Origin of the sequence: Ensifer sp. 4252 (assembly GCF_050434565.1) — a bacterium.
Classification (GTDB): Bacteria; Pseudomonadota; Alphaproteobacteria; order Rhizobiales; family Rhizobiaceae; genus Ensifer.
In genome coordinates, this window is record NZ_JBNDIU010000016.1 from 13,750 (window position 1) to 32,651 (window position 18,902).

Here is an 18,902-nt window from a genome sequence, read left to right on the forward strand (position 1 = left end):
GAGGTGGGGGCTATTCGCCGACCGACAGCTCGAAATCGGCGTTAGCGGCCTCCTGGCCGTTGACGAGGATCACCACGCGATGGGCGCCCGGATAGTAACGACGGGTTGTGATCGTCCGGATCGCGTGGCGCTTCTCGATCTCGATCGTCGCGCCCGGCTCCAGCGTCGCGGATGTCCATTTGAACACCTTGGGCGAGGTCGTGCCGTTGGCTTTGCGGTGATGCACGGCGTAGTCGATCATGATCTTCTGGGTGGTCTTGGCTGTGTGCCTGACCGCCAGCTTGAAGACGAGGCTTTCGCCGAGCGTGATTTCGGCTCGGTCGAGCGAGAACACTGCGTCGATGCCTGCGGGTGCCGCAAAGCCGAAGTTCGAAAGGGCTGCCTCATGGCCCTGCTTCAGAAGCGTTCGCGACGCGTGGCGCAGCAATTGCTGCCGTTCCGGTGAGGCGCCTGCCATATGTTCGGCCACGAAACCGGCCACCAGATCAGGGTGATCCTTGGCGATGTCGTTGAGGCTGTTGGCGACCGAGCGGCGCACATAGTCCTCGGGATCGTCGATGAGGGCTGTCAGGATCGGCAGGATCGGCTGGGGATCGCGGATGAGCTTCGGCAGCCGCATCGCCCAGGGCAGGCGCGGGCGGGTGCCTTCGCTCGCCAGTCGCCGGACGTGATGATTGGTGTCCGTTACCCAGGAGCCGATGGTCGCCAGCGCGCGCTCCTGGTCCTGGTCGATAAAGACACGGATTCCGAACTCGGCGGTGAAGTGCGGCGTCAAGGCGCGCAGCAGCGACAGCGAGAGCTCGAAATCGTCAAGGCCGCGCACGGCGACATATTGGCTGACAGGCAGCAAGGCCCAGCCGCTGAGGCCGGGCATATCATCGGAGGGAAGGCAATCGCCGAGCGCTGCCGCGGCTTTCGGGAAGGACTGCGGCAGCGTTTCGATCAGCGCATCGCGGATCTGCAGCGATCGTTGCATCAGCTCCAGCACCTCGAGATTGTCGCCGGCAAGCGCCTCGAACCTTGCGCGGTTGAAGGCTGGGCGGGCAGCGCTCAGGCGGTCTGCGATTGCGGTGACGACGCCTGGATGCAGCAGGTTTTTCAGTGGCTCCGCCATCTCTCGGTAGTCTCCCGGCTCAGATCTGTTGCTCGACCGCAAAATGCTGCATCAGCATTACCGCGCTGATTGCTGCCATGTAAGGGGCGAAATCCGGGTCGCGGCGCACGCGTTCGCCCGCCGACTTGGCGGCATCGAGCGTTTCCCATTCGACCAGATCCGCGAGCATGCCGGGTGTTTCGCATGAGCCGACGGCGCGCCAGGAGATGAAGCCCGGGTAGTTCGAAACGGCCTGCATGGCCCGATGGCGCGCGGCTGCGGCCGCCGGCCTGTCCGCGACGATGCAGACGGCGAGTTCGAGGATGCTCCTGGTGGTCATGTCCTGCTCCCTGTTGATTGCCGCTTGACTTAACCACAGCGCAACTGACAGCCTTATGGCCATAACCTGACATCGATACGAGACAGGAACCGCGAATGAGACCCGCCGACCGACTGTTTCGAATCATCCAGCTCATGCGGGCGACCGGCCGGGCGATGACGGCGCAGGAAATCGCCGACAAGATGGAGGTGGCGCGGCGCACCATTTATCGCGATATGGAACATCTGATGGCTTCGGGCGCGCCGATCGACGGCGAGCGCGGTGTCGGATACCTCCTGCGCGAAAGCTTCGACGCGCCGCCGCTCGCCTTCACCTTCGAGCAGCTCGAAGCTCTGGCCTTCGGTGCGCGCGCCGTGCAGATGCTCGGGGACCACCGGCTGGCGCAGGCCGCACGCGAGGCGATGGAAAAGATCGAACACGGACTTCCGCCCGAGCACGTGGCGCGATTGCGCAGCGCCCCGATCCGCGCTTTCCGCTCGGCGCTGCAGCCGAAGCCGCCGCCAATGCTCGGCGATTTGCGCCGGGCGATCGCGGAGGAGCGCAAGGTACGCATGGCCTATGAAAGCCTCGCCGAGCAGAGTTCGGAGCGCACCGTTTGGCCGCTCGGCCTTAGCGTCTTCGGCCATCACTGGCTGCTGACCACCTGGTGCGAGCTACGCCAGGACTTTCGCGACTTCCGGGTGGATCGCATCCGGGAGATGAAGCTTGAGCGCGAACATTACCAGCCGTCGCCCGAGCGAAGCTTCGACGCCTATCTCTCGCGCATGTGAGGCTGCGAACACACGATAAAAGTGCGCCCAATCGAGGAAGTCATGGAACCGGATGGGCCTTCATCCGTTTCTATTAAAGGCTTACTCTGGCCTGCCCACGAGCAACATCATTTCATGGGAGACAATCGTGCAAAACCGGACTTGGATACTGGCCGCGGATGGCAATACGGCGCGCTTCGTCAAGGGCGTCAACCTGCGGAAGGACGAACGTCAGCACCCGGAAGAAGAGGTTATCCACACCGACCCCAAACGCGCCCAGGATATCATGGCCGACAAGCCGGGGCGCAGCCATTCGTCTGTCGGTCATGGCCGCTCGGCGATGGAGTACAGCAGTGATCCGGTGCGCGAGGAAAAGCATCGCTTTGCCGTCGATGTGGCCAGCAGGCTCGAAGGTTATCTGAACGACAACGCCTTCGACAGCCTGGTGATTTGCGCGGCTCCGAGAACGCTCGGCGATCTGCGCAAGTTGCTTTCCGCCAATGTGAAGCAGAAGACGGTTGCCGAAATCGATCGCAATTGCGTGACGGTGCCGATCGAGCAACTGATCGCAACCGCCCGCTCTGCCGTCTATCCCTGACGCTTTTTCAGGGGAAAGCGCGGAAGCGCGTTCCTTGCCCTCCCGGCGCGCCCTAGACGATACTGCTGCGTCCCGTCAGAAGTCCGTCGGGACGCCACCTTCCTGCTTGCGTTTCGCAACGAAGGCGTCGAGCTCGTCTTCGATCGCCGGGTCCAGCGGCGGCCGTTCATATTCGTTGAGCTTCTGCTTGAAGACGCGGTTGGCGTGGTCGTAGGTCGTCGGCCGGCCCGCTTCCGTCCAGGTCTCGAAATTGCGCCAGTCGGAAAGGATCGGCGAGTAGAACGCTGTCTCATAGCGTTGCAGCGTGTGCAGCGTGCCGAAATAGTGCCCGCCAGGGCCGACATCGCGCACGGCGTCGAGGCCGAGTGCGTCCTCGCTGACGTCAAGCGGCGTCAGGAATTCTGCCACCATCTGCAGCATGTCGACGTCGAGGATGAACTTCTCGAAGGAGGCCGTCAGCCCGCCTTCCGTCCAACCGGCCGCATGCATGATGAAGTTGCCGCCCCCTTGCGTCAGCGCCCAGAGCGACAGCGCGGACTCGTAGGCTGCCTGCGCGTCGAGCGTGTTGGCGGCGTTGGTGTTGGAGGTCCGGTAGGGGATGTTGTAACGGCGGGCGAGCTGGCCGCCGGCGATGACTGCCTTCATGTATTCCGGCGTGCCGAAGGCGGGCGCGCCCGTCTTCATGTCGACATTGGAGGTGAAGCCGCCATACATGACCGGGGCTCCACGCCGCACCATCTGGGTGAAGGCGATGCCGCAGAGCGCCTCGGCATTCTGCTGCACCAAGGCACCGGCGATCGTCACCGGCGCCATGGCACCTGCGAGCGTGAAGGGCGTGATCACCACCACCTGATTGCGCGACGACATTTCGATGATGCCCTGCAGCATCGGTCCGTCGAGACGCAACGGCGAGGAGGTGTTGATGATGGTGAACAGCGACGGTTCGCGCTCCATCTGCTCCATGGATATGCCGCGACCGATGCGGGCAATCTCGATGCCGTCGGTGTTGCGCTCGCGGCCGAGCGAATAGACGTGGAAGACCTTGTCGGTAAGCTTCACCATGTCCGAGAGGCAGTCGAGGTGCCGCACGGAAGCGTGCAGGTCGACCGGCTCGACGGGATAGCCGCCAGTGGTGTGAATGATGTCGTAGGACTGGGCAAGCTTCACCAGCTTGCGGAAATCTTCCTGATTGCCGGTGCGCCTGCCGCCTTCGCGGTCGGCGACGAACGGCGCGCTGGCGATCTGGGCGAAGACGAGGTTGTTGCCGCCGATCGCGACATTGCGGGCCGGATTGCGCGCATGCATGGTGAAGGAGGAGGGAACCGAAGCGATCATGTCCATGAGCAGTCCGCGGTCGAAGCGCACGCGGTCGGTGCCGGGGGTAACATCGGCGCCCGCTGCCTTCATGCGCTCGCGCGCCTCGGGCAGGATGACGTCCATGCCGATCTCCTCGAGGATCGTCAGCGACGCCTCGTGGATCGCCTCGAGCGCGTCGTCGGAGAGCACCGAGGATTTGCTCTGGGTGTTGACGAGATTGAGATATTTGCCGCCTGAGGATTTTCGTGTGCGCTCGCCACTGCGGCCGCCAGGCCGGCGTCGCCGCTCGAGCGGGGCTGAGGAGGTTTCGCCTGTCGCAGCATCCGGAAACTGATCGTCGTTCATGAAAAACCTACCGCGTTGCCGATGGATTTTTGTCGCAGATTTTTAGCGATCGTGCCCCGTCATTTGCGACAGTTCAGTTCTCTGGTGGAGTAAAGGCGGTCAAAACGCCCGCGGAGGCCGGCTGTTTGCCGCGCTCAGCGCTTGTCGCCACGCAGCATTTCGCGTTTTCCGGCAAAGCCCTTGCGCTTCTCGACGGTAAAGCCGGCGGCCTGCAGATTGCGACGCACAAAGCCGGCCGCGGCATAGGTGGCGAAGCTGCCGCCGGGCGCGGTGCTGTCGAACACCAGTCGCATCAGTTCCTCCGACCACATGTCGGGATTGCGCGACGGCGCGAAGCCATCCAGGAACCAGGCATCGAAGCGCTCTGTCGCCTGGCTAAGGCCATTGAGAGCAGGACCGCAGACGACGGTCAGGCGAACGCCGTCGCCGAAATCGATCTCGATCCTGCCGTCATTCGTTGCCGGCCAGCGACCGGTGAGGGCCAGCCGTTCGACGTCGATCTCCGGCCAGTGCGACAGGGCGCGGGCGATCTCGTCTGCATGCATGGGAAACCGCTCGAAACTGACGAAATGGAGCGTGCCGCCCGCGGCAGCCGTGGCTTTCCATTGCCGCCAGGTTTCGCAGAAATTGAGGCCGGTGCCGAAGCCGAGTTCGCCGACGGTGAATGCACCGCCGGAGGCCCAGCGTTCGGGCAGGCCGTTGCCGGCAAGGAACACATGTCCGCATTCGAGCCGACCATCGGTGCGGCAATAAAAGTGATCGCCAAATTCCCTGGAATAGGGCATATCGCCTTCGTGCCAATCGAGGCTTTGATGGGCCGGGGGCTGGTTCGGTTCTGCGGCGGATCCTGTCATGCGATGGCGATAATCCCACCACCGGAGAAGGTCAATCGATGAGCGAACTTTTGATCGTCGGCGGCGGCATCATGGGGCTTTGGGCGGCTCTCACGGCGGCGCGCGCCGGTATGGACGTCCAGCTGGTCGAAGAGCGCCATATCGGTGCCGGCGCCAGCGGCGGCATCCTCGGCGCGCTGATGCCGCATATGCCGGACAAATGGAACTCCAAGAAACAATTCCAGTTCGACGCGCTGGTGTCGCTCGAAAGCGAGATCGAAACACTCGAGGCTGAAACCGGGCTTTCAGCAGGTTACCGCCGCAGCGGCCGCATCATGCCGCTCGCCAAACCGCATCTGCGCGACATCGCGATACGCCACGAGCAGGATGCGCTGCAAAACTGGCAGGCGGGCGACAGACAGTTTTTCTGGCATGTGCGCGACGAGCTGCCGTCCGGCTGGCTGGGCGCGGAAGCGGCTGCCTTCGGGCTTGTGTTCGATACACTTGGCGGCCGGCTTTCCCCACGCCAGATGCTGGCGGTGCTGCGCGCGGCGCTGGCGCAGTTGCCGAACGTGCGGATCGTCGAGGGAAACGGCGTTCGGGCCATCCATCCCGGTCAAGGCCGAGCCGAACTCGACGACGGCACGGAAATCTCATTCGGCCATTGCATTCTTGCCGCCGGCGTCGGCAGCTTCCCGTTGATCGACATGCTGTGCGGACCCATCCGCGAACCGAGCGGCACCGGGGTAAAGGGCCAGGCGGCGCTGCTTCTCGCCGACGTCGATCCGCAATTGCCTGTCATCTTTACCGACGGCGTCTACATCGTCGCCCATGAGGACGGGCATGTCGCTGTCGGCAGCACCAGCGAGAACAAATATGCCGATCCGCTGTCGACGGATGAACTGTTGAATGAACTGCAGGGGCGGGCCGAGGCGCTGGTCCCGACACTGCGCGGGGCGGAGGTGGTCGAGCGCTGGGCCGGCATCCGGCCGAAATCGACCGGAAGGGAGCCGATGGTCGGGCGCCATCCGGATCACGGAAACCTCTCGGTTCTGACCGGCGGCTTCAAGGTGAGCTTCGGCATCGCCCATCGCCTCGCGCGCTTCGTCATCGAGGAGATCGCAGGTCAGTCGTCGATCGCTGTTCCGGAATCCTTCTTGTGCCGGAATCACATAGCGGCACTTCGCGAGAAACATCTTTAAGCCGTTGGCATGCAAAAAGCCCCGCCGCCGGCGGAGCCCATATGTGACAGTGGAAAAGCCCGATCCTTACATCCAGTAAGGCGGCACGCCGTAATAGTCGTAGACGCGGCGTCCGTTCTCGCTGTTCCAGTCGTATTCGTCGTTGCCATGATATTTCGGCGCCCGCTCGACCTGCTCGCGAGTCACATCAGTGCGATAGCCACCGAGGTTCTCATCATAGGTCAGCTTCGCCCACGGCAACGGATAGTGGTCTTCGCCGATGCCGAGAAAACCGCCGAACCCGAGCACAGCATAGGCGACGCGACCGCTGCGCTTTTCCAGAATGACGCGCTCGATTGAGCCGATGTGCTTGCTGTCGGCGCCATAGACCTTCGTGCCTTCGACCTTGTCGCTCGCGATCAGGTCATGGGTTTCCTTGATCCTGGCGTCCTGAAGGTTCGCATTCTGATAGGTCACGCTTCTTCTCCATCGTTGTTTGCTACCTCTAGGGAACGGCTGTTGGACGGGATGGTTCCGAGAAAGTTCTGGCCGTATACTTGGCTGCGATCCCCAGGGTTGCCCCTTTTACTTCGTCAATCTGTCACGCAAATCACCTAAGACGCGGGCAATAGAGCGCCGCGTCTCCCCGGGGAGGGCAATGTTGAGGCTCTAAGGTTTTGAACCTGCGCGCCCGCCCTGGCGACAATCGAGATCGATCGTCGCGGGTCTGTGCCAGAACGGTTTTCCGGAGCATGCGCATGCGTTACGCCATTTGTTTCACGCCGCCGATGGCCGATCCGCTTTCAGCGGTTGCCGCCAGCTGGCTTGGCCGCAACGTCTATTCCGGCGAGCCGGCCGAATTGCCGTCGATCTCCGGATTGACGGCATCGGAGATTGCCTTCCATACGGCCGTCCCGCGTCGCTTCGGCTTTCAGGCGATGGTGATGTCGCCCTTCCGGCTTCACCCCGACATGGACGAGGCGCAGCTGCTCAAGGCGCTGATGCATTTTGCCGGCGCCCAGACGCCGTTCGAGATCGAGCGCCTGGAAGTGGCCCGACTCGGCCACTGCTGGGGGCTGATGCCGCAGATCCCCAATACGGCGATGCATCTGCTTGCCGCCAGCATCATCCAGGAATTCGACGCGTTCCGCGCGCCGCTCAGCGAAGACGAGATCGAGCGCTCCGACCCGGACCGGCTGACGGCACCGCAGTTTTCCAATCTGCATCGCTGGGGCGATCCTCATGTGATGGATGAGTATCGCTTTCACATGATGCTGACCGGGCCGCTCAATCAGGACGCGATGCGCCGGATCGAGGCTCCGCTTCGGGATCTGTTCGAACCGTGCCTGGCGCCGCCGCTCACGATCGGCAGCCTGGCGCTGTTCGTCGAGCAGGAATCGGGCGCCCCGATGCGCGTCCACTCGCAACACCCGCTCGGCAAGATTTCGGCGGCCAAACGGGCCGACCGGATCAAGCAGGCGGCAGCCGAGGCGACGCTCGCGCCAAGCCCTATCCCGCCATTGTCGCGGATGGTCGCCTCGCTGATGGCCAGCCGTTAACCGTCTGCACCGACGTCATTTTGTCTCGACAATCCGGTCGGCGGTGTTACCGTTCCGGAAAATTCGAAGGGTGATTTGATGTCTGAGACTACCTATCCGCGTGACCTCGTCGGCTATGGCCGCAACCCGCCCAAGGCGAACTGGCCAGGCGATGCGCGTATCGCCGTGCAGTTCGTGCTCAACTACGAAGAGGGCGGCGAAAGCTGCATCCTCGATGGCGATCCGGCGTCCGAGAGCCTGCTTTCGGAGATCGTCGGTGCGCAGCCCTGGCAGGGGCAGCGCAACCTCAACATGGAATCGATCTACGAGTACGGTTCGCGCTCCGGTTTCTGGCGGCTCTGGCGGATGTTCACCAGCCGCGACGTGCCGCTGACGGTTTACGGCGTGACGCTGGCGATGGCTCGCAATCCGGAAGCGGTCGCCGCCATGAAGGAAGCGGGCTGGGAGATCGCCAGCCACGGTCTGCGCTGGCTCGAATACAAGGATTTCCCCGAGGACGTGGAGCGCGAGCATATCCGCGAAGTGGTTCGGCTGCATACCGAACTGACCGGCGAGCGTCCGCTCGGCCTCTACCAGGGCAAACCTTCAAACAACACGCTGAAGCTCGTCCTCGAAGAGGGCGGCTTCCTCTATTCCTCGGATTCCTATGCGGATGAGCTACCTTACTGGGTGCCGGGACTGACGGCCGACAAGCCGCATCTGATCATCCCCTACACGCTCGACGCCAACGACATGCGCTTTGCGACGAACCAGGGTTTCAACTCGGGCGACCAGTTCTTCACCTATCTCAAGGACACGTTCGACGTGCTCTACGAGGAAGGCAAGGAGGGCGACGCCAAGATGATGAACATCGGCCTGCACTGCCGCCTGGTCGGTCGTCCGGGCCGCGCTGCGGCGCTGGCACGTTTCATCGACTATGTCATGTCGCACGACAAGGTCTGGGTGCCGCGGCGCATCGATATCGCCCGTCACTGGTATGAACACCACAAGCCGGAAGGGGCTCTCTGATGTCCGATCGCGACGCCTTCGTCAGCCGCTTCGGCGGCGTGTTCGAGCATTCTCCGTGGGTTGCCGAACGAGCCTACGACCGGGCGGCCGCGACGGGACTTTCAGCCGGCAACGTGCACTCGGCACTTTGCCAGGCGTTTCGCGCCGGACTGCCGCGCGAAAGGCTGGCGGTGCTGCGCGCCCATCCGGATCTTGCCGGCAAGCTGGCAATCGCCGGCAAGCTGACGGCGGACTCGACCGCCGAGCAGGCGTCCGCCGGCCTCGACCGCCTTTCGGCCGAGGAGCATGCCCGCTTCACGGCGCTCAACGAAGCCTATACGCAGAAGTTCGGCTTCCCCTTTATCATCGCCGTCAAGGGCCTGACGAAGAACGATATTCTCGCCTCGTTCGAAAGGCGCATTGACAATTCGACCGAAGAGGAATTTGAGACCGCCTGTGCGCAGGTGGAGAAAATCGCTCGTCTGCGGCTGCAATCCATGCTTCCAGGAGACGAAAATGCCTGACTTGCCCGTTCGCTATCTGCTCTCACCGCTACAGTGGGCAGTCGAGCCGGACCATGCCACTTGCGATGAGCGTTGCGGGGCGATGGCCTGATGTCGCGTATTCTTTCGATCGAACCCCTGACGCAGGATGCTTTTGCGCCGTTCGGCACGGTCATTGAGACCGATCCGGCTTCGATGCGCTACATCAACGGCGGCACCACCGAGCGCTTCCATGGCCTGGCGCGTGCGGATGTCGTCGGTGAGGGTGCCAACGTCATCATCAATATCTTTCGTGGCCAGCCGCGTGCCTTCCCGTACGCGGTGGCGATGATGGAACGGCATCCCTTCGGCAGCCAGAGTTTTTCGCCGCTCGACGATCGGCCCTGGCTGGTCATCGTTGCCGAAGACGAGGGCGGCCGACCGGGCGCGCCGCGGGTGTTCCGGGCGAACGGGCGGCAGGGCGTCAACTACGGGCGCAATGTCTGGCACCATCCGTTGATGTCGATGGGCGCGGTCAGCGACTTCATCGTTGTCGACCGGGATGGGCCGGGAAACAATCTCGAAGAGTATGCCTACGACGAGCCCTTCGTCATCGAAAGCGCAATGTGAAGGAAGAGCAGTGATGAGCAGCACCGGCCGTCTGACCACCCATGTCCTCGACACCGCACTCGGCAAGCCGGCCGAGGGCTTGCGCATTGATCTCTATTGGCTCGAAGGCGAGGAGCGGCAATTGATCCGCACCGTTCATACCAACGGCGATGGACGCGTCGATGGCCCGATGGTCGAAGGCGTCGGCTTCATGACCGGCAGCTACGAGCTGGTCTTCCACGCCGGCGACTATCTGCGTAAAGCGGGCACCGCGCTGCCGGAGCCTGCCTTTCTCGACCTGATCCCCTTGCGCTTCGGCATTGCCGATCCGGCCAGCCACTATCATGTGCCGCTGCTTCTCTCGCCCTACGGCTACTCGACCTATCGCGGCAGCTGAGCGCGGGTGGGCGCAAACTCGCGGTGGCGCCCAGTTCAGTCGAAAGCCGTCGCCGTCACAGGGATTTGTACGAAACGACTTTGAACGTCACGAGAGGAATTCGATGCGTTTCATCAATCCCATCCCTTTCGTCCGCGACATCGACCGCTCCAGGGAATTTTACCAGAAGACGCTCGGTCTGACGGTGTTGGAGGACTTCGGGAACTTCGTTCTCTTTGATACCGGCTTTGCGATCCACGAGGGCCGTTCTTTGGAACAGACGGTCTGGCGGGAAGTCGCTCCTGCGGAGGAACCCTATGGGCGAAGGAACCTGCTGCTCTATTTCGAGCATGGGGATATCGAGGCGGCCTTCGAAAGCATTGCACCGCAAGTGGAACTGATCCACCCGATTGAGCGGCAAGCCTGGGGGCAGCGGGTGTTCCGCTTTTATGACCCCGATGGGCACGCAATAGAGATCGGAGAGCCGCAAACTCTTGGACCTTCGGGCGATCTGCATCAATCCTGAAACTTGCGACTGAGCCGCCCGTGCTGAAGGACGGTTCGCCGTAAAAATCGGTCGCATATGTTTAGCTTATGCGACCGATTTTGGAACTGCAGGCATTCCACACAATTGTTGGACGTCGGCTACGAAGCCGCCCATTTCCAGGCAATCCGGCTTGGCTGGTTGGCGCGCGGGATCAATCCGCAAGGATGTCGCGGTTGACGTCGTTGATATCGCGCTTGCCGCAGAGCGCCATGGTGATGTCCATCTCCTTGCGGATGATTTCCAGCGCCTTGGTCACGCCTTCCTTGCCCATGGCGCCGAGACCATAGAGGAAGGGGCGGCCGATATAGGTGCCCTTGGCGCCCATGGCGACGGCCTTCAGCACGTCCTGGCCGGAGCGGATGCCGCCGTCGAGATGCACCTCGATCTGGTGGCCGACCGCATCGACGATGCGCGGCAGCATGCTGATCGAGGAATGGGCGCCGTCGAGCTGGCGGCCGCCGTGGTTGGAGACGATGATCGCATCGGCGCCGGTTGCAGCCGCCATCTTGGCGTCTTCCGGATCGAGAATGCCCTTGAGGATCAGCGGGCCGCCCCAGCGTTCCTTGATCCACTCGACGTCCTTCCAGGACAGCTGTGGGTCGAACTGTTCTGCCGTCCAGGCGCCGAGCGAGGACAGGTCGGTGACGCTTTTCGCGTGGCCGACGATGTTGCGGAAGGTGCGGCGGTTGGTGCCGAGCATCTTCATGCACCAGCCCGGCCGCGTCGCCATCTGCCAGAGATGTTTGGGGGTGAGCTTCGGCGGCGCCGACAAGCTGTTGCGCAGGTCCTTGTGGCGCTGGCCGAGGATCTGCAGGTCGAGCGTCAACACCAGTGCCGAGCACTTGGCGGCCTTGGCGCGGTCGATGAGGTTGAGCACGAATTCACGCTCGCGCATGACGTAGAGCTGGAACCAGAAGGGCTTGGTTGTCACCGAGGCGACGTCCTCGATCGAGCAGATGCTCATGGTCGACAGCGTGAAGGGAACGCCGAAGGCTTCGGCCGCCTGGGCTGCCAGCATCTCGCCGTCGGCGTGCTGCATGCCGGTGAGGCCGGTCGGCGCCAGCGCCACCGGCATCGACACCTTCTGGCCGATCATCGTCGTTTCCAGCGAGCGGTTGGTCATGTCGACCAGCACCCGCTGGCGCAGCTTCACCTTGGCGAAATCTTCCTCGTTGGCGCGATAGGTGCCCTCGGTCCAGGCGCCGCTGTCGGCGTAATCGAAGAAGAGCTTCGGTACGCGGCGCTTGGCGAGAGCCTTGAGGTCGCTGATTTCGAGGATTTGCGTCATGGAAACGGCCTTCATCTGAATCAAGGGTCAGAGCGGGATGCCGGTGAAAACCGCGCATGTCTGCTCCAGGAATGACTTCAGAGGCCTTACCATGTTTGACGAAGGCTTGTTAATAGCGCGCGAACAAAGAGGTCAACTTTTTTGACCTCTTTGTGTTTGACGATGCGATCAGGCCGCGGCGAGGGCCGACTTTGCAGGTTTTCCCGCGACATAGGTCTCGACGATCGAGCGGTCGTCGCCCATGGTCTGCAGCAGGAAAAGCTCGTCGGAGAGTGAATTGACCACCTCGGCGCGCAGCGCCATCGCCGGCGTTGCCGCCATGTCGAGCACGATGAAGTCGGCGTCGGTACCGGGCTCGAGCGTGCCGATCCTGTCGACCAGCGACAGCGCCTCGGCGTTGCCGCGGGTCATCATGAAGAAGCTGTCGAACGGGTTCAGCCGCTCGCCCTGCAACTGCAGGATCTTGTAGGCCTCATCGAGCGTCTTCAGCATGGAATAGCTGGTGCCGCCGCCGATATCCGAGGCAACGGAAGTGCGCACCGGCTTGTCGCGCCGGTTGAGCGCCCGCAAGGGAAAAAGGCCCGAGCCGAGGAAGAGGTTGGACGTGGGGCAGAAGACTGCCACCGATCCCGTCTCGCTCATCACATCCGCCTCTCGGTCGGAGAGATGGATGCAGTGGCCGAACAGGCTCTTAGGTCCGAGCAGGCCGTAACGGGCGTAGACGTCGGTATAATCAATGGCTTCCGGATAGAGTTCGCAGGTGAAGGCGATCTCGTCGCGGTTTTCCGAGAGATGCGTCTGGACGTGCAGATCGGGGAATTCGTGCACCAGCGATTTGGCGACATCCATCTGTTCCGGCGTCGAGGTGATGGCGAAGCGGGGGGTGATGGCCACATGGTTGCGGCCCTTGCCATGCCACTCGCGGATCACGGCGCGGGTCTCGTCGTAGCCCATCTGCGGGGTGTCGAGCAGCCCCTGCGGCGCGTTGCGGTCCATCATGACCTTGCCGGCGATCATGCGCATGTCGCGGCGCAGCGCCTCGGCGAAGAAGGCGTCGGCGGAAGCCTTGTGCACGGAGCAATAGGCTGCCGCCGTCGTCGTGCCGTGGCGGACCATTTCGTCGAAGAAGCGGCTGGCGATACGCTCGGCATGGGCAGTTTCGACGAAGCGGCATTCCTCCGGGAAGGTGTAGGTGTTGAGCCATTCGAGCAGATTGGCGGCGTAGGACGCCATCACCTGCATCTGCGGGAAGTGCAGATGGGTGTCGATGAAACCGGGCACGATCAGATGCGGACGGTGATCGATCTCGGCGATATCATCCGCTGCCTCGGCCTTGACGGCTGAATAGGCGCCCGACGCCTTGATCTGGCCGTCTTCGACCAGCAGCGCGCCATCGCCTTCATAGGCGTAGGCCGCGCTGTCGTCGATTGCCATTGGCGCGCGGTGAAAGCTCAAGAGGCGGCCGCGGATGAGCGTCGATATCATTGTGTCTTGCCTTCCTCGACGGCGCTTTCGAACCAGGCTGTCAGCAACTGGCGCTCGTCCGTCGTCATGTCGGTTATGTTGCCGGGCGGCATGGCATGGCTGCGCCCCGCCTGGATATAGATTTCGCGGGCACGGGCGGCAATCTCCTGATCGCTCTCCAGCACCACGCCATTGGGCGGCCGGGCGATGCCCTCATAGACCGGTTCGGCCGCGTGGCACATGGAACAGCGGGTCGAGATCGCATCCTTGACGGCGGGGAAGTGGGCATTCTCAGCAAACCGGGCAAAGACCGGCGCGACTTCTGCCTTTTCTTCGCCGGTCAGCACTTTCGGCACGGTCGACAGCCACATGATCAGGATGAAGAGGATGACGGTGACGAGCCAGGTCCAGGTGGGCCTGCCCTTGCGGGCATGGGTCGTATTGAACCAGTGGCGAATGGTGACGCCCATCAGGAACACGAGGGCGGCGATGATCCAGTTGAAGGCGGTCGCAAAAGCCAGCGGATAGTGGTTCGACAGCATGAAGAAGATGACCGGTAGGGTCAGGTAGTTGTTGTGCAGTGAGCGCTGCTTGGCCTGCGCGCCGAGCTTGGGGTCGGGCGTGCGGCCGGCGATCAGGTCGGCAACCACGATCTTCTGGTTGGGGATGATGATGAAGAAGACGTTCGCCGACATGATGGTCGCGGTGAAGGCGCCCAGATGCAGGAACGCGGCGCGGCCGGTGAAGACCTGGGTATAGCCCCAGGCCATGACCACCAGCGCCACATAGAGGAGCGCCATCAGGCCCCAGGTGCTGTTGCCGATCGGCGACTTGCAGAGCAGATCATAAAAGACCCAGCCGATGCCGAGCGAGGCGAGCGAAATCAGGATCGCGGACGTTGCCGAGATATCGAGCACGTGGCGGTCGATCAGGAAAAGATCGCCGCCGCCGTAATAGACGAGACAGAGCATGGCGAAGCCCGAAAGCCACGTCATGTAGGATTCCCATTTGAACCAGGTCAAGTGCTCGGGCATCGAGGCGGGGGCGACCAGATATTTCTGGATGTGATAGAAGCCGCCGCCATGCACCTGCCATTCTTCGCCATAGGCTCCAACAGGCAGGTGATCGCGCTTCACGAGGCCGAGGTCGAGCGCGATGAAATAGAAGGATGAGCCGATCCAGGCGATGGCGGTGATGACATGCAGCCAGCGGACGGCCAAGGCCAGCCATTCCCAGGCGATGGCGAACTCATACATTCGGGGTCCCCTTTATTCTCTCCGTCGTCGCACCTTGCGCAAAAACCGCAGGTTGGGGAAGGGGGCGAATGCGCGCCGGGACGTGATTTTCCGGGATCAGGACGATTTCGGGAGGAAATCGCCCTGGTGATAAACCTGATCGATTCTAATGGGTTACCCTAGCTCGCGGAAGCCGCTTTGCGCTCTTCTACCCAATCGGCCCCGAACTGAACCGACGGGCAGAGCTCGCTGAGGATCCAGTCGCGGAAGACGCGGATCTTCGGGGTGTTGCGGCGCGCATGGGGATAGGCCAGCCAATAGTCGCAGCCGTCGCTGCAGCGCAGGTCGAAAGGCTGGTAGAGCCGGCCGAGCGCCACGTCGTCACCGTAGAATTCCGGCGTCAGGATTGCCACGCCCTGGCCGGCAACGGCGGCGCGCGCCTCGAAGGACTGCGCGCCGAGCCGGCTTGTCGGACGGCCTTCGAGATCGGGATCGTCGACGCCGGCTGCGGAAAACCAGATCCGCCACCAGGGGTCGCCCGCATCGATGATCCTGAGCTTCAGGAGATCGCGTGGCTCGTGGATGCCCCCGACGGTTTCGGCGAGTGCCGGGCTCAGCATCGGGCTGAACTCGACACGCATCAGCGGATGGGTATCAAGGCCCGGCCAGACGCCGGCGCCGGAGCGGATGGCGAGATCCGCGGATTCCTTGGCAAAATCGATGATGTGGTCGTTGGTGCTCAGCCGCACGGCGATGTTGGGATGGGCGAGTTGAAACGAGCCGATGTTGCGAGCGAGCCATTGCGAGGCGAAGGTCGGGGTCGAACTGATCAGCAGTGCGCTGTCGATGTCGCCGCGCGCCGAGGAGACGGCCTCCTGCAGCATCTCGAACGCTTCGGTGACCCGCGGCGCCAGCCGTTGGCCGACGTCGGTCAGCGCGATCTGGCGCGGGCGGCGCAGGAACAGCGGTTCGCCGACATTCTCCTCGATCAGCTTGACCTGATAGCTGACGGCCGTCTGGGTCATGCCCAGCTCTTCGCCGGCCCTGGTAAAACTGCCGAGCCGGGCCACTGCTTCGAAGACCCGGAGCGCATTCAGCGGAAACTGCTTGGACATCTTCATGGATAAGTTCTCTTGATGCATGCAGACGGATGTTCGATTGGATTTCAATCCTCCTCCACGGCATCCTGCAAGTCAACTTCCCAAGACGAACAGGTGATCAAAATGACTTGCGACGTTCTCGAACATACTGAAAGAAAACCAGTTCTTTCGCTGGATGCGGTCGTGCGGTTCACGTCTACCCTGTTTCGCGGCGCCGTTGCCGCCAAGCCGATCCTGGATGTCAATGCGCTGTCCGACCATCTCAAGAGAGACATGGGTTTCATGGATTGGCATGGTGCTCATGAAGATGACGACGAGGCAATCGCCAACTCTCGCCGCCTTCTCAACATCGATGAACTCCCGCGGATCTAACGCAAATCCCGATGGCCGTCAGGATTGCCGAAGGCGTTCGACGGCCATCAGCACACGCTCCGGCGTCGCCGGCGCGTCAAGACGCGGGCATTCGCGGTAATCGGCAACGCTCGCCACTGCCATCGACAGCGCCTCGAGCACGGAGATCGGCAGCATGAAGGGCGGCTCTCCGACGGCCTTCGACCGCCCGATGGTCTTTTCCGCATTTTCCGCCCACTCGGCCAGTTTGACGTTGAAGATCTTCGGCCGGTCCGAGGCGAGAGGGATCTTGTAGGTCGAGGGCGCATGCGTGCGCAGCCGGCCCTTGTCGTCCCACCACAATTCCTCCGTCGTCAGCCACCCCATGCCCTGGACAAAGCCGCCTTCGATCTGGCCGAGGTCGATTGCCGGATTGAGCGAGCGGCCGACATCGTGCAGCACGTCGACGCGGTCGACCATGTATTCGCCGGTCAACGTATCGATCGACACTTCCGACACCGAAGCGCCATAGGCGAAATAGTAGAACGGCGTTCCCCGTCCGGTCGCACGGTCCCAGTGGATCTTCGGCGTCTTGTAGAATCCGGCGGCCGAAAGCTGAACGCGCGCCATGTAGGCGAGCTTGATGAATTCCGGGAAGGGCACCAGCTCCTCGCCGATCTTCACATGATCGGGAACGAAAGTGACGTTCTCGGCGGTCGTTTGCCAGCGCTCGCAGGCAAAGGCAATGAGCCGTTCCTTGATCTGGCGGGCCGCATCGAAGGCGGCCATGCCGTTGAGGTCGGAGCCCGACGACGCTGCCGTTGCCGAAGTGTTGGGCACCTTGCCGGTCGTCGTTGCAGTGATCCTGACACGGTCGAGATCGACCTGGAAACTGTCGGCGATCACCTGAGCAACCTTCACATAGAGGCCCTGGCCCATCTCGGTGCCGCCATGATTCAGGTGGATCGAGCCATCCTGATAGATGTGCACCAGGGCACCTGCCTGGTTGAAGGCGGTCATGGTGAAGGAGATGCCGAACTTCACCGGTGTCAGCGCGATGCCCTTGCGAATGACGCGGCTCGCACGGTTGAACTCGACGATGGCCTGGCGGCGCGCCTGGTAGTCGGCGTCGGCTTCAAGCTCGGCGACAATTCTGCCGATAATGTTGTCTTCGACGTGCTGGTGGTAGGGCGTGATATCCCGGCCCGAACCCTTCTCGCCGTAGAAATTGAGCTTGCGAATCTCGAGCGGGTCCTTGCCGAGCGCGTAGGCGATCTCCTCGATCATGCGTTCGCCGCCGACCATGCCCTGCGGGCCGCCGAAGCCGCGGTAGGCGGTGTTGGACACGGTGTTGGTCTTCAGTGGCTGCGATGTCAGCTTCACATGCGGGTAGAAATAGGAACTGTCGGCGTGAAACAGCGCGCGGTCCGTGACCGGGCCGGAAAGATCCGAGGAATAGCCGCAGCGTGCCGCATAGTTGGCATGAACGGCGTGGATGCGGCCGTCTTCGTCGAAGCCGACGTCGTAGTCGACGAGGAAGTCGTGACGTTTGCCGGTGGCCGTCATGTCCTCGTCGCGGTCGGGGCGGAACTTGACTGCCCGGCCGAGCCTCTTCGCCGCCACGGCCGCAAGGGCTGCGAACTGGTTGCCCTGCGTTTCCTTGCCGCCGAAGCCGCCACCCATGCGGCGCACATTGACGGTGACTGCATTGGAGGGAACGCCGAGCACGTGCGAGACCATGTGCTGGATTTCGCTCGGGTGCTGGGTCGAGGACCAGACGGTGATCTCGTCGTCCTCACCGGGAATGGCAAGGGCGATATGGCCTTCGAGGTAAAAATGCTCCTGGCCGCCGATGCGCATCCGGCCCTTCAGCCGGCGCGGCGCTTTTTCCAGTTCGGCGTCGGCATCGCCGCGCTGCAGGGTGAGGGGCTGGGTGACGAGTTCGCCGCCATGGGCGACGGCATCGGTGATATCGGTGAAATGCGGCAGGTCGCGATAGCTGATCTTCGCCAGCCGGGCGGCACGGCGGGCGATGTCGCGCGTCTCGGCGATGACGGCAAAGGCCGGCTGGCCGTGGAACTGGACGATGCCGTCGGCGAGCACCGGCTCGTCATGCAGGTGGCTGGGGCTGATGTCGTTGGAATGCGGCATATCGCGCGCCGTCAGCACGCAGACGACACCGGACGCGGCTGCCACGGCCGACAGATCCATTTCGGTGATTTCGGCATGGGCGCGATCGGTCATGCCCAGCGCGCCGTGCAGGGTGCCTGCCGGTTCCGGCATGTCGTCGATATAATCGGCGGTGCCGGCCACATGCTTGTGGGCACTGTCGTGGCGCTGGCGCGAATGCATCTGCCCGTTGATCGCCTTGCGTTCCTCGAAGGTCGACTTATCCATCTACTTCAATCCTTTCGAAGGACATGCCCCTCATCCGGCCTGCCGGCGACCTTCTCCCCGTAATGACGGGGA

Annotated in this window: 20 protein-coding genes; 10 read left to right on the forward strand and 10 right to left on the reverse strand. The window is 62.8% G+C overall.

Annotation, left to right across the window (positions count from 1 at the left end):
• Positions 1-10: 10 nt before the first annotated feature.
• Both ABIE33_RS24415 and ABIE33_RS24420 read right to left on the reverse strand, forming a co-directional pair.
• Positions 11-1,114, reverse strand: a complete 1,104-nt coding sequence (locus tag ABIE33_RS24415) for a DNA alkylation repair protein (RefSeq protein WP_429130401.1) — start codon at positions 1,112-1,114, stop codon at positions 11-13.
• Between the two features lie 19 nt (positions 1,115-1,133).
• On the reverse strand, positions 1,134-1,433 hold the full coding sequence (locus tag ABIE33_RS24420; protein ID WP_429130402.1) for a hypothetical protein: 300 nt from the start codon (positions 1,431-1,433) through the stop codon (positions 1,134-1,136).
• Between the two features lie 95 nt (positions 1,434-1,528).
• Between ABIE33_RS24420 and ABIE33_RS24425 the strand changes: the two genes are divergently transcribed.
• Both ABIE33_RS24425 and ABIE33_RS24430 read left to right on the forward strand, forming a co-directional pair.
• Positions 1,529-2,203 carry a helix-turn-helix transcriptional regulator gene (locus ABIE33_RS24425; protein WP_429130403.1) on the forward strand — a complete coding sequence of 225 codons (675 nt, stop codon included), beginning with the start codon at positions 1,529-1,531 and terminating at the stop codon, positions 2,201-2,203.
• A 127-nt stretch (positions 2,204-2,330) separates the two neighbouring features.
• Positions 2,331-2,780: a host attachment protein gene (locus tag ABIE33_RS24430; protein WP_429130404.1), complete on the forward strand. Its 450-nt coding sequence runs from the start codon at positions 2,331-2,333 to the stop codon at positions 2,778-2,780.
• Positions 2,781-2,855: 75 nt separating this feature from the next.
• Here the strand turns inward: ABIE33_RS24430 and ABIE33_RS24435 are convergent, their stop codons facing one another.
• On the reverse strand, positions 2,856-4,442 hold the full coding sequence (locus ABIE33_RS24435) for a trimethylamine methyltransferase family protein (protein ID WP_429130405.1): 1,587 nt from the start codon (positions 4,440-4,442) through the stop codon (positions 2,856-2,858).
• Between the two features lie 134 nt (positions 4,443-4,576).
• Positions 4,577-5,296 (reverse strand): tRNA (5-methylaminomethyl-2-thiouridine)(34)-methyltransferase MnmD, encoded by a 720-nt coding sequence (mnmD, locus tag ABIE33_RS24440; RefSeq protein WP_429130406.1) that lies wholly within the window; start codon positions 5,294-5,296, stop codon positions 4,577-4,579.
• Between the two features lie 38 nt (positions 5,297-5,334).
• Here mnmD and ABIE33_RS24445 point away from each other — a divergent pair, with 38 nt between their 5' ends.
• Complete coding sequence (locus ABIE33_RS24445) at positions 5,335-6,477, forward strand: NAD(P)/FAD-dependent oxidoreductase (RefSeq protein ID WP_429130407.1); 1,143 nt, start codon at positions 5,335-5,337, stop codon at positions 6,475-6,477.
• Between the two features lie 66 nt (positions 6,478-6,543).
• Here the strand turns inward: ABIE33_RS24445 and ABIE33_RS24450 are convergent, their stop codons facing one another.
• Positions 6,544-6,933, reverse strand: a complete 390-nt coding sequence (locus tag ABIE33_RS24450) for a PRC-barrel domain-containing protein (protein WP_429130408.1) — start codon at positions 6,931-6,933, stop codon at positions 6,544-6,546.
• Positions 6,934-7,214: 281 nt separating this feature from the next.
• Here ABIE33_RS24450 and ABIE33_RS24455 point away from each other — a divergent pair, with 281 nt between their 5' ends.
• From ABIE33_RS24455 to ABIE33_RS24480, 6 genes are all read left to right on the forward strand, one after another.
• Positions 7,215-8,015 carry a DUF1045 domain-containing protein gene (locus ABIE33_RS24455; protein ID WP_429130409.1) on the forward strand — a complete coding sequence of 267 codons (801 nt, stop codon included), beginning with the start codon at positions 7,215-7,217 and terminating at the stop codon, positions 8,013-8,015.
• 78 nt (positions 8,016-8,093) lie between these two features.
• The gene (gene puuE, locus ABIE33_RS24460; RefSeq protein ID WP_429130410.1) at positions 8,094-9,023 is read left to right on the forward strand and encodes an allantoinase PuuE; all 930 of its coding nucleotides are present in this window, start codon (positions 8,094-8,096) and stop codon (positions 9,021-9,023) included.
• Complete coding sequence (uraD, locus tag ABIE33_RS24465; protein ID WP_429130411.1) at positions 9,023-9,526, forward strand: 2-oxo-4-hydroxy-4-carboxy-5-ureidoimidazoline decarboxylase; 504 nt, start codon at positions 9,023-9,025, stop codon at positions 9,524-9,526. Before puuE ends, uraD begins: the two co-directional genes overlap by 1 nt.
• Positions 9,527-9,616: 90 nt before the next feature.
• Positions 9,617-10,114 carry an ureidoglycolate lyase gene (locus tag ABIE33_RS24470; protein WP_429130412.1) on the forward strand — a complete coding sequence of 166 codons (498 nt, stop codon included), beginning with the start codon at positions 9,617-9,619 and terminating at the stop codon, positions 10,112-10,114.
• A 13-nt stretch (positions 10,115-10,127) separates the two neighbouring features.
• Positions 10,128-10,490 (forward strand): hydroxyisourate hydrolase, encoded by a 363-nt coding sequence (gene uraH / locus ABIE33_RS24475; protein ID WP_429130413.1) that lies wholly within the window; start codon positions 10,128-10,130, stop codon positions 10,488-10,490.
• A 103-nt stretch (positions 10,491-10,593) separates the two neighbouring features.
• A complete protein-coding gene (locus ABIE33_RS24480; RefSeq protein WP_429130414.1) occupies positions 10,594-10,995 on the forward strand; it encodes a VOC family protein in 402 nt (133 codons plus the stop codon).
• A gap of 172 nt (positions 10,996-11,167) precedes the next feature.
• On the opposite strand, the gene ABIE33_RS24485 is transcribed toward ABIE33_RS24480, so the two are convergent.
• From ABIE33_RS24485 to ABIE33_RS24500, 4 genes are all read right to left on the reverse strand, one after another.
• Positions 11,168-12,304 (reverse strand): alpha-hydroxy acid oxidase, encoded by a 1,137-nt coding sequence (locus ABIE33_RS24485; protein ID WP_025428016.1) that lies wholly within the window; start codon positions 12,302-12,304, stop codon positions 11,168-11,170.
• A gap of 168 nt (positions 12,305-12,472) precedes the next feature.
• The gene (gene guaD / locus ABIE33_RS24490; protein ID WP_429130415.1) at positions 12,473-13,789 is read right to left on the reverse strand and encodes a guanine deaminase; all 1,317 of its coding nucleotides are present in this window, start codon (positions 13,787-13,789) and stop codon (positions 12,473-12,475) included.
• Positions 13,786-15,024, reverse strand: coding sequence for a urate hydroxylase PuuD (locus tag ABIE33_RS24495; protein WP_429130416.1), 1,239 nt, complete (start codon positions 15,022-15,024; stop codon positions 13,786-13,788). The genes guaD and ABIE33_RS24495 overlap by 4 nt, the downstream gene beginning before the upstream one ends.
• A gap of 158 nt (positions 15,025-15,182) precedes the next feature.
• Positions 15,183-16,124, reverse strand: a complete 942-nt coding sequence (locus ABIE33_RS24500) for a LysR substrate-binding domain-containing protein (protein WP_429130417.1) — start codon at positions 16,122-16,124, stop codon at positions 15,183-15,185.
• A gap of 12 nt (positions 16,125-16,136) precedes the next feature.
• Here ABIE33_RS24500 and ABIE33_RS24505 point away from each other — a divergent pair, with 12 nt between their 5' ends.
• Positions 16,137-16,475, forward strand: coding sequence for a hypothetical protein (locus ABIE33_RS24505; protein ID WP_429130418.1), 339 nt, complete (start codon positions 16,137-16,139; stop codon positions 16,473-16,475).
• A gap of 18 nt (positions 16,476-16,493) precedes the next feature.
• Here ABIE33_RS24505 and xdhB read toward each other — a convergent pair whose 3' ends face one another.
• A complete protein-coding gene (gene xdhB / locus ABIE33_RS24510) occupies positions 16,494-18,830 on the reverse strand; it encodes a xanthine dehydrogenase molybdopterin binding subunit (RefSeq protein ID WP_429130419.1) in 2,337 nt (778 codons plus the stop codon).
• Positions 18,831-18,902: the final 72 nt, after the last annotated feature.

Bases quoted from the DNA above. Each gene is read 5' to 3' on its own strand.
- ABIE33_RS24455 (WP_429130409.1), top strand. From the start codon at position 7,215: ATGCGTTACGCCATTTGTTTCACGCCGCCGATGGCCGATCCGCTTTCA.
- uraH (WP_429130413.1), top strand. From the start codon at position 10,128: ATGAGCAGCACCGGCCGTCTGACCACCCATGTCCTCGACACCGCACTC.
- ABIE33_RS24415 (WP_429130401.1), bottom strand. From the start codon at position 1,114: ATGGCGGAGCCACTGAAAAACCTGCTGCATCCAGGCGTCGTCACCGCA.
- ABIE33_RS24470 (WP_429130412.1), top strand. From the start codon at position 9,617: ATGTCGCGTATTCTTTCGATCGAACCCCTGACGCAGGATGCTTTTGCG.
- ABIE33_RS24500 (WP_429130417.1), bottom strand. From the start codon at position 16,124: ATGAAGATGTCCAAGCAGTTTCCGCTGAATGCGCTCCGGGTCTTCGAA.
- uraD (WP_429130411.1), top strand. From the start codon at position 9,023: ATGTCCGATCGCGACGCCTTCGTCAGCCGCTTCGGCGGCGTGTTCGAG.
- ABIE33_RS24425 (WP_429130403.1), top strand. From the start codon at position 1,529: ATGAGACCCGCCGACCGACTGTTTCGAATCATCCAGCTCATGCGGGCG.
- mnmD (WP_429130406.1), bottom strand. From the start codon at position 5,296: ATGACAGGATCCGCCGCAGAACCGAACCAGCCCCCGGCCCATCAAAGC.
- ABIE33_RS24485 (WP_025428016.1), bottom strand. From the start codon at position 12,304: ATGACGCAAATCCTCGAAATCAGCGACCTCAAGGCTCTCGCCAAGCGC.
- ABIE33_RS24445 (WP_429130407.1), top strand. From the start codon at position 5,335: ATGAGCGAACTTTTGATCGTCGGCGGCGGCATCATGGGGCTTTGGGCG.
- ABIE33_RS24435 (WP_429130405.1), bottom strand. From the start codon at position 4,442: ATGAACGACGATCAGTTTCCGGATGCTGCGACAGGCGAAACCTCCTCA.
- xdhB (WP_429130419.1), bottom strand. From the start codon at position 18,830: ATGGATAAGTCGACCTTCGAGGAACGCAAGGCGATCAACGGGCAGATG.
- ABIE33_RS24495 (WP_429130416.1), bottom strand. From the start codon at position 15,024: ATGTATGAGTTCGCCATCGCCTGGGAATGGCTGGCCTTGGCCGTCCGC.
- puuE (WP_429130410.1), top strand. From the start codon at position 8,094: ATGTCTGAGACTACCTATCCGCGTGACCTCGTCGGCTATGGCCGCAAC.
- ABIE33_RS24480 (WP_429130414.1), top strand. From the start codon at position 10,594: ATGCGTTTCATCAATCCCATCCCTTTCGTCCGCGACATCGACCGCTCC.
- guaD (WP_429130415.1), bottom strand. From the start codon at position 13,789: ATGATATCGACGCTCATCCGCGGCCGCCTCTTGAGCTTTCACCGCGCG.
- ABIE33_RS24420 (WP_429130402.1), bottom strand. From the start codon at position 1,433: ATGACCACCAGGAGCATCCTCGAACTCGCCGTCTGCATCGTCGCGGAC.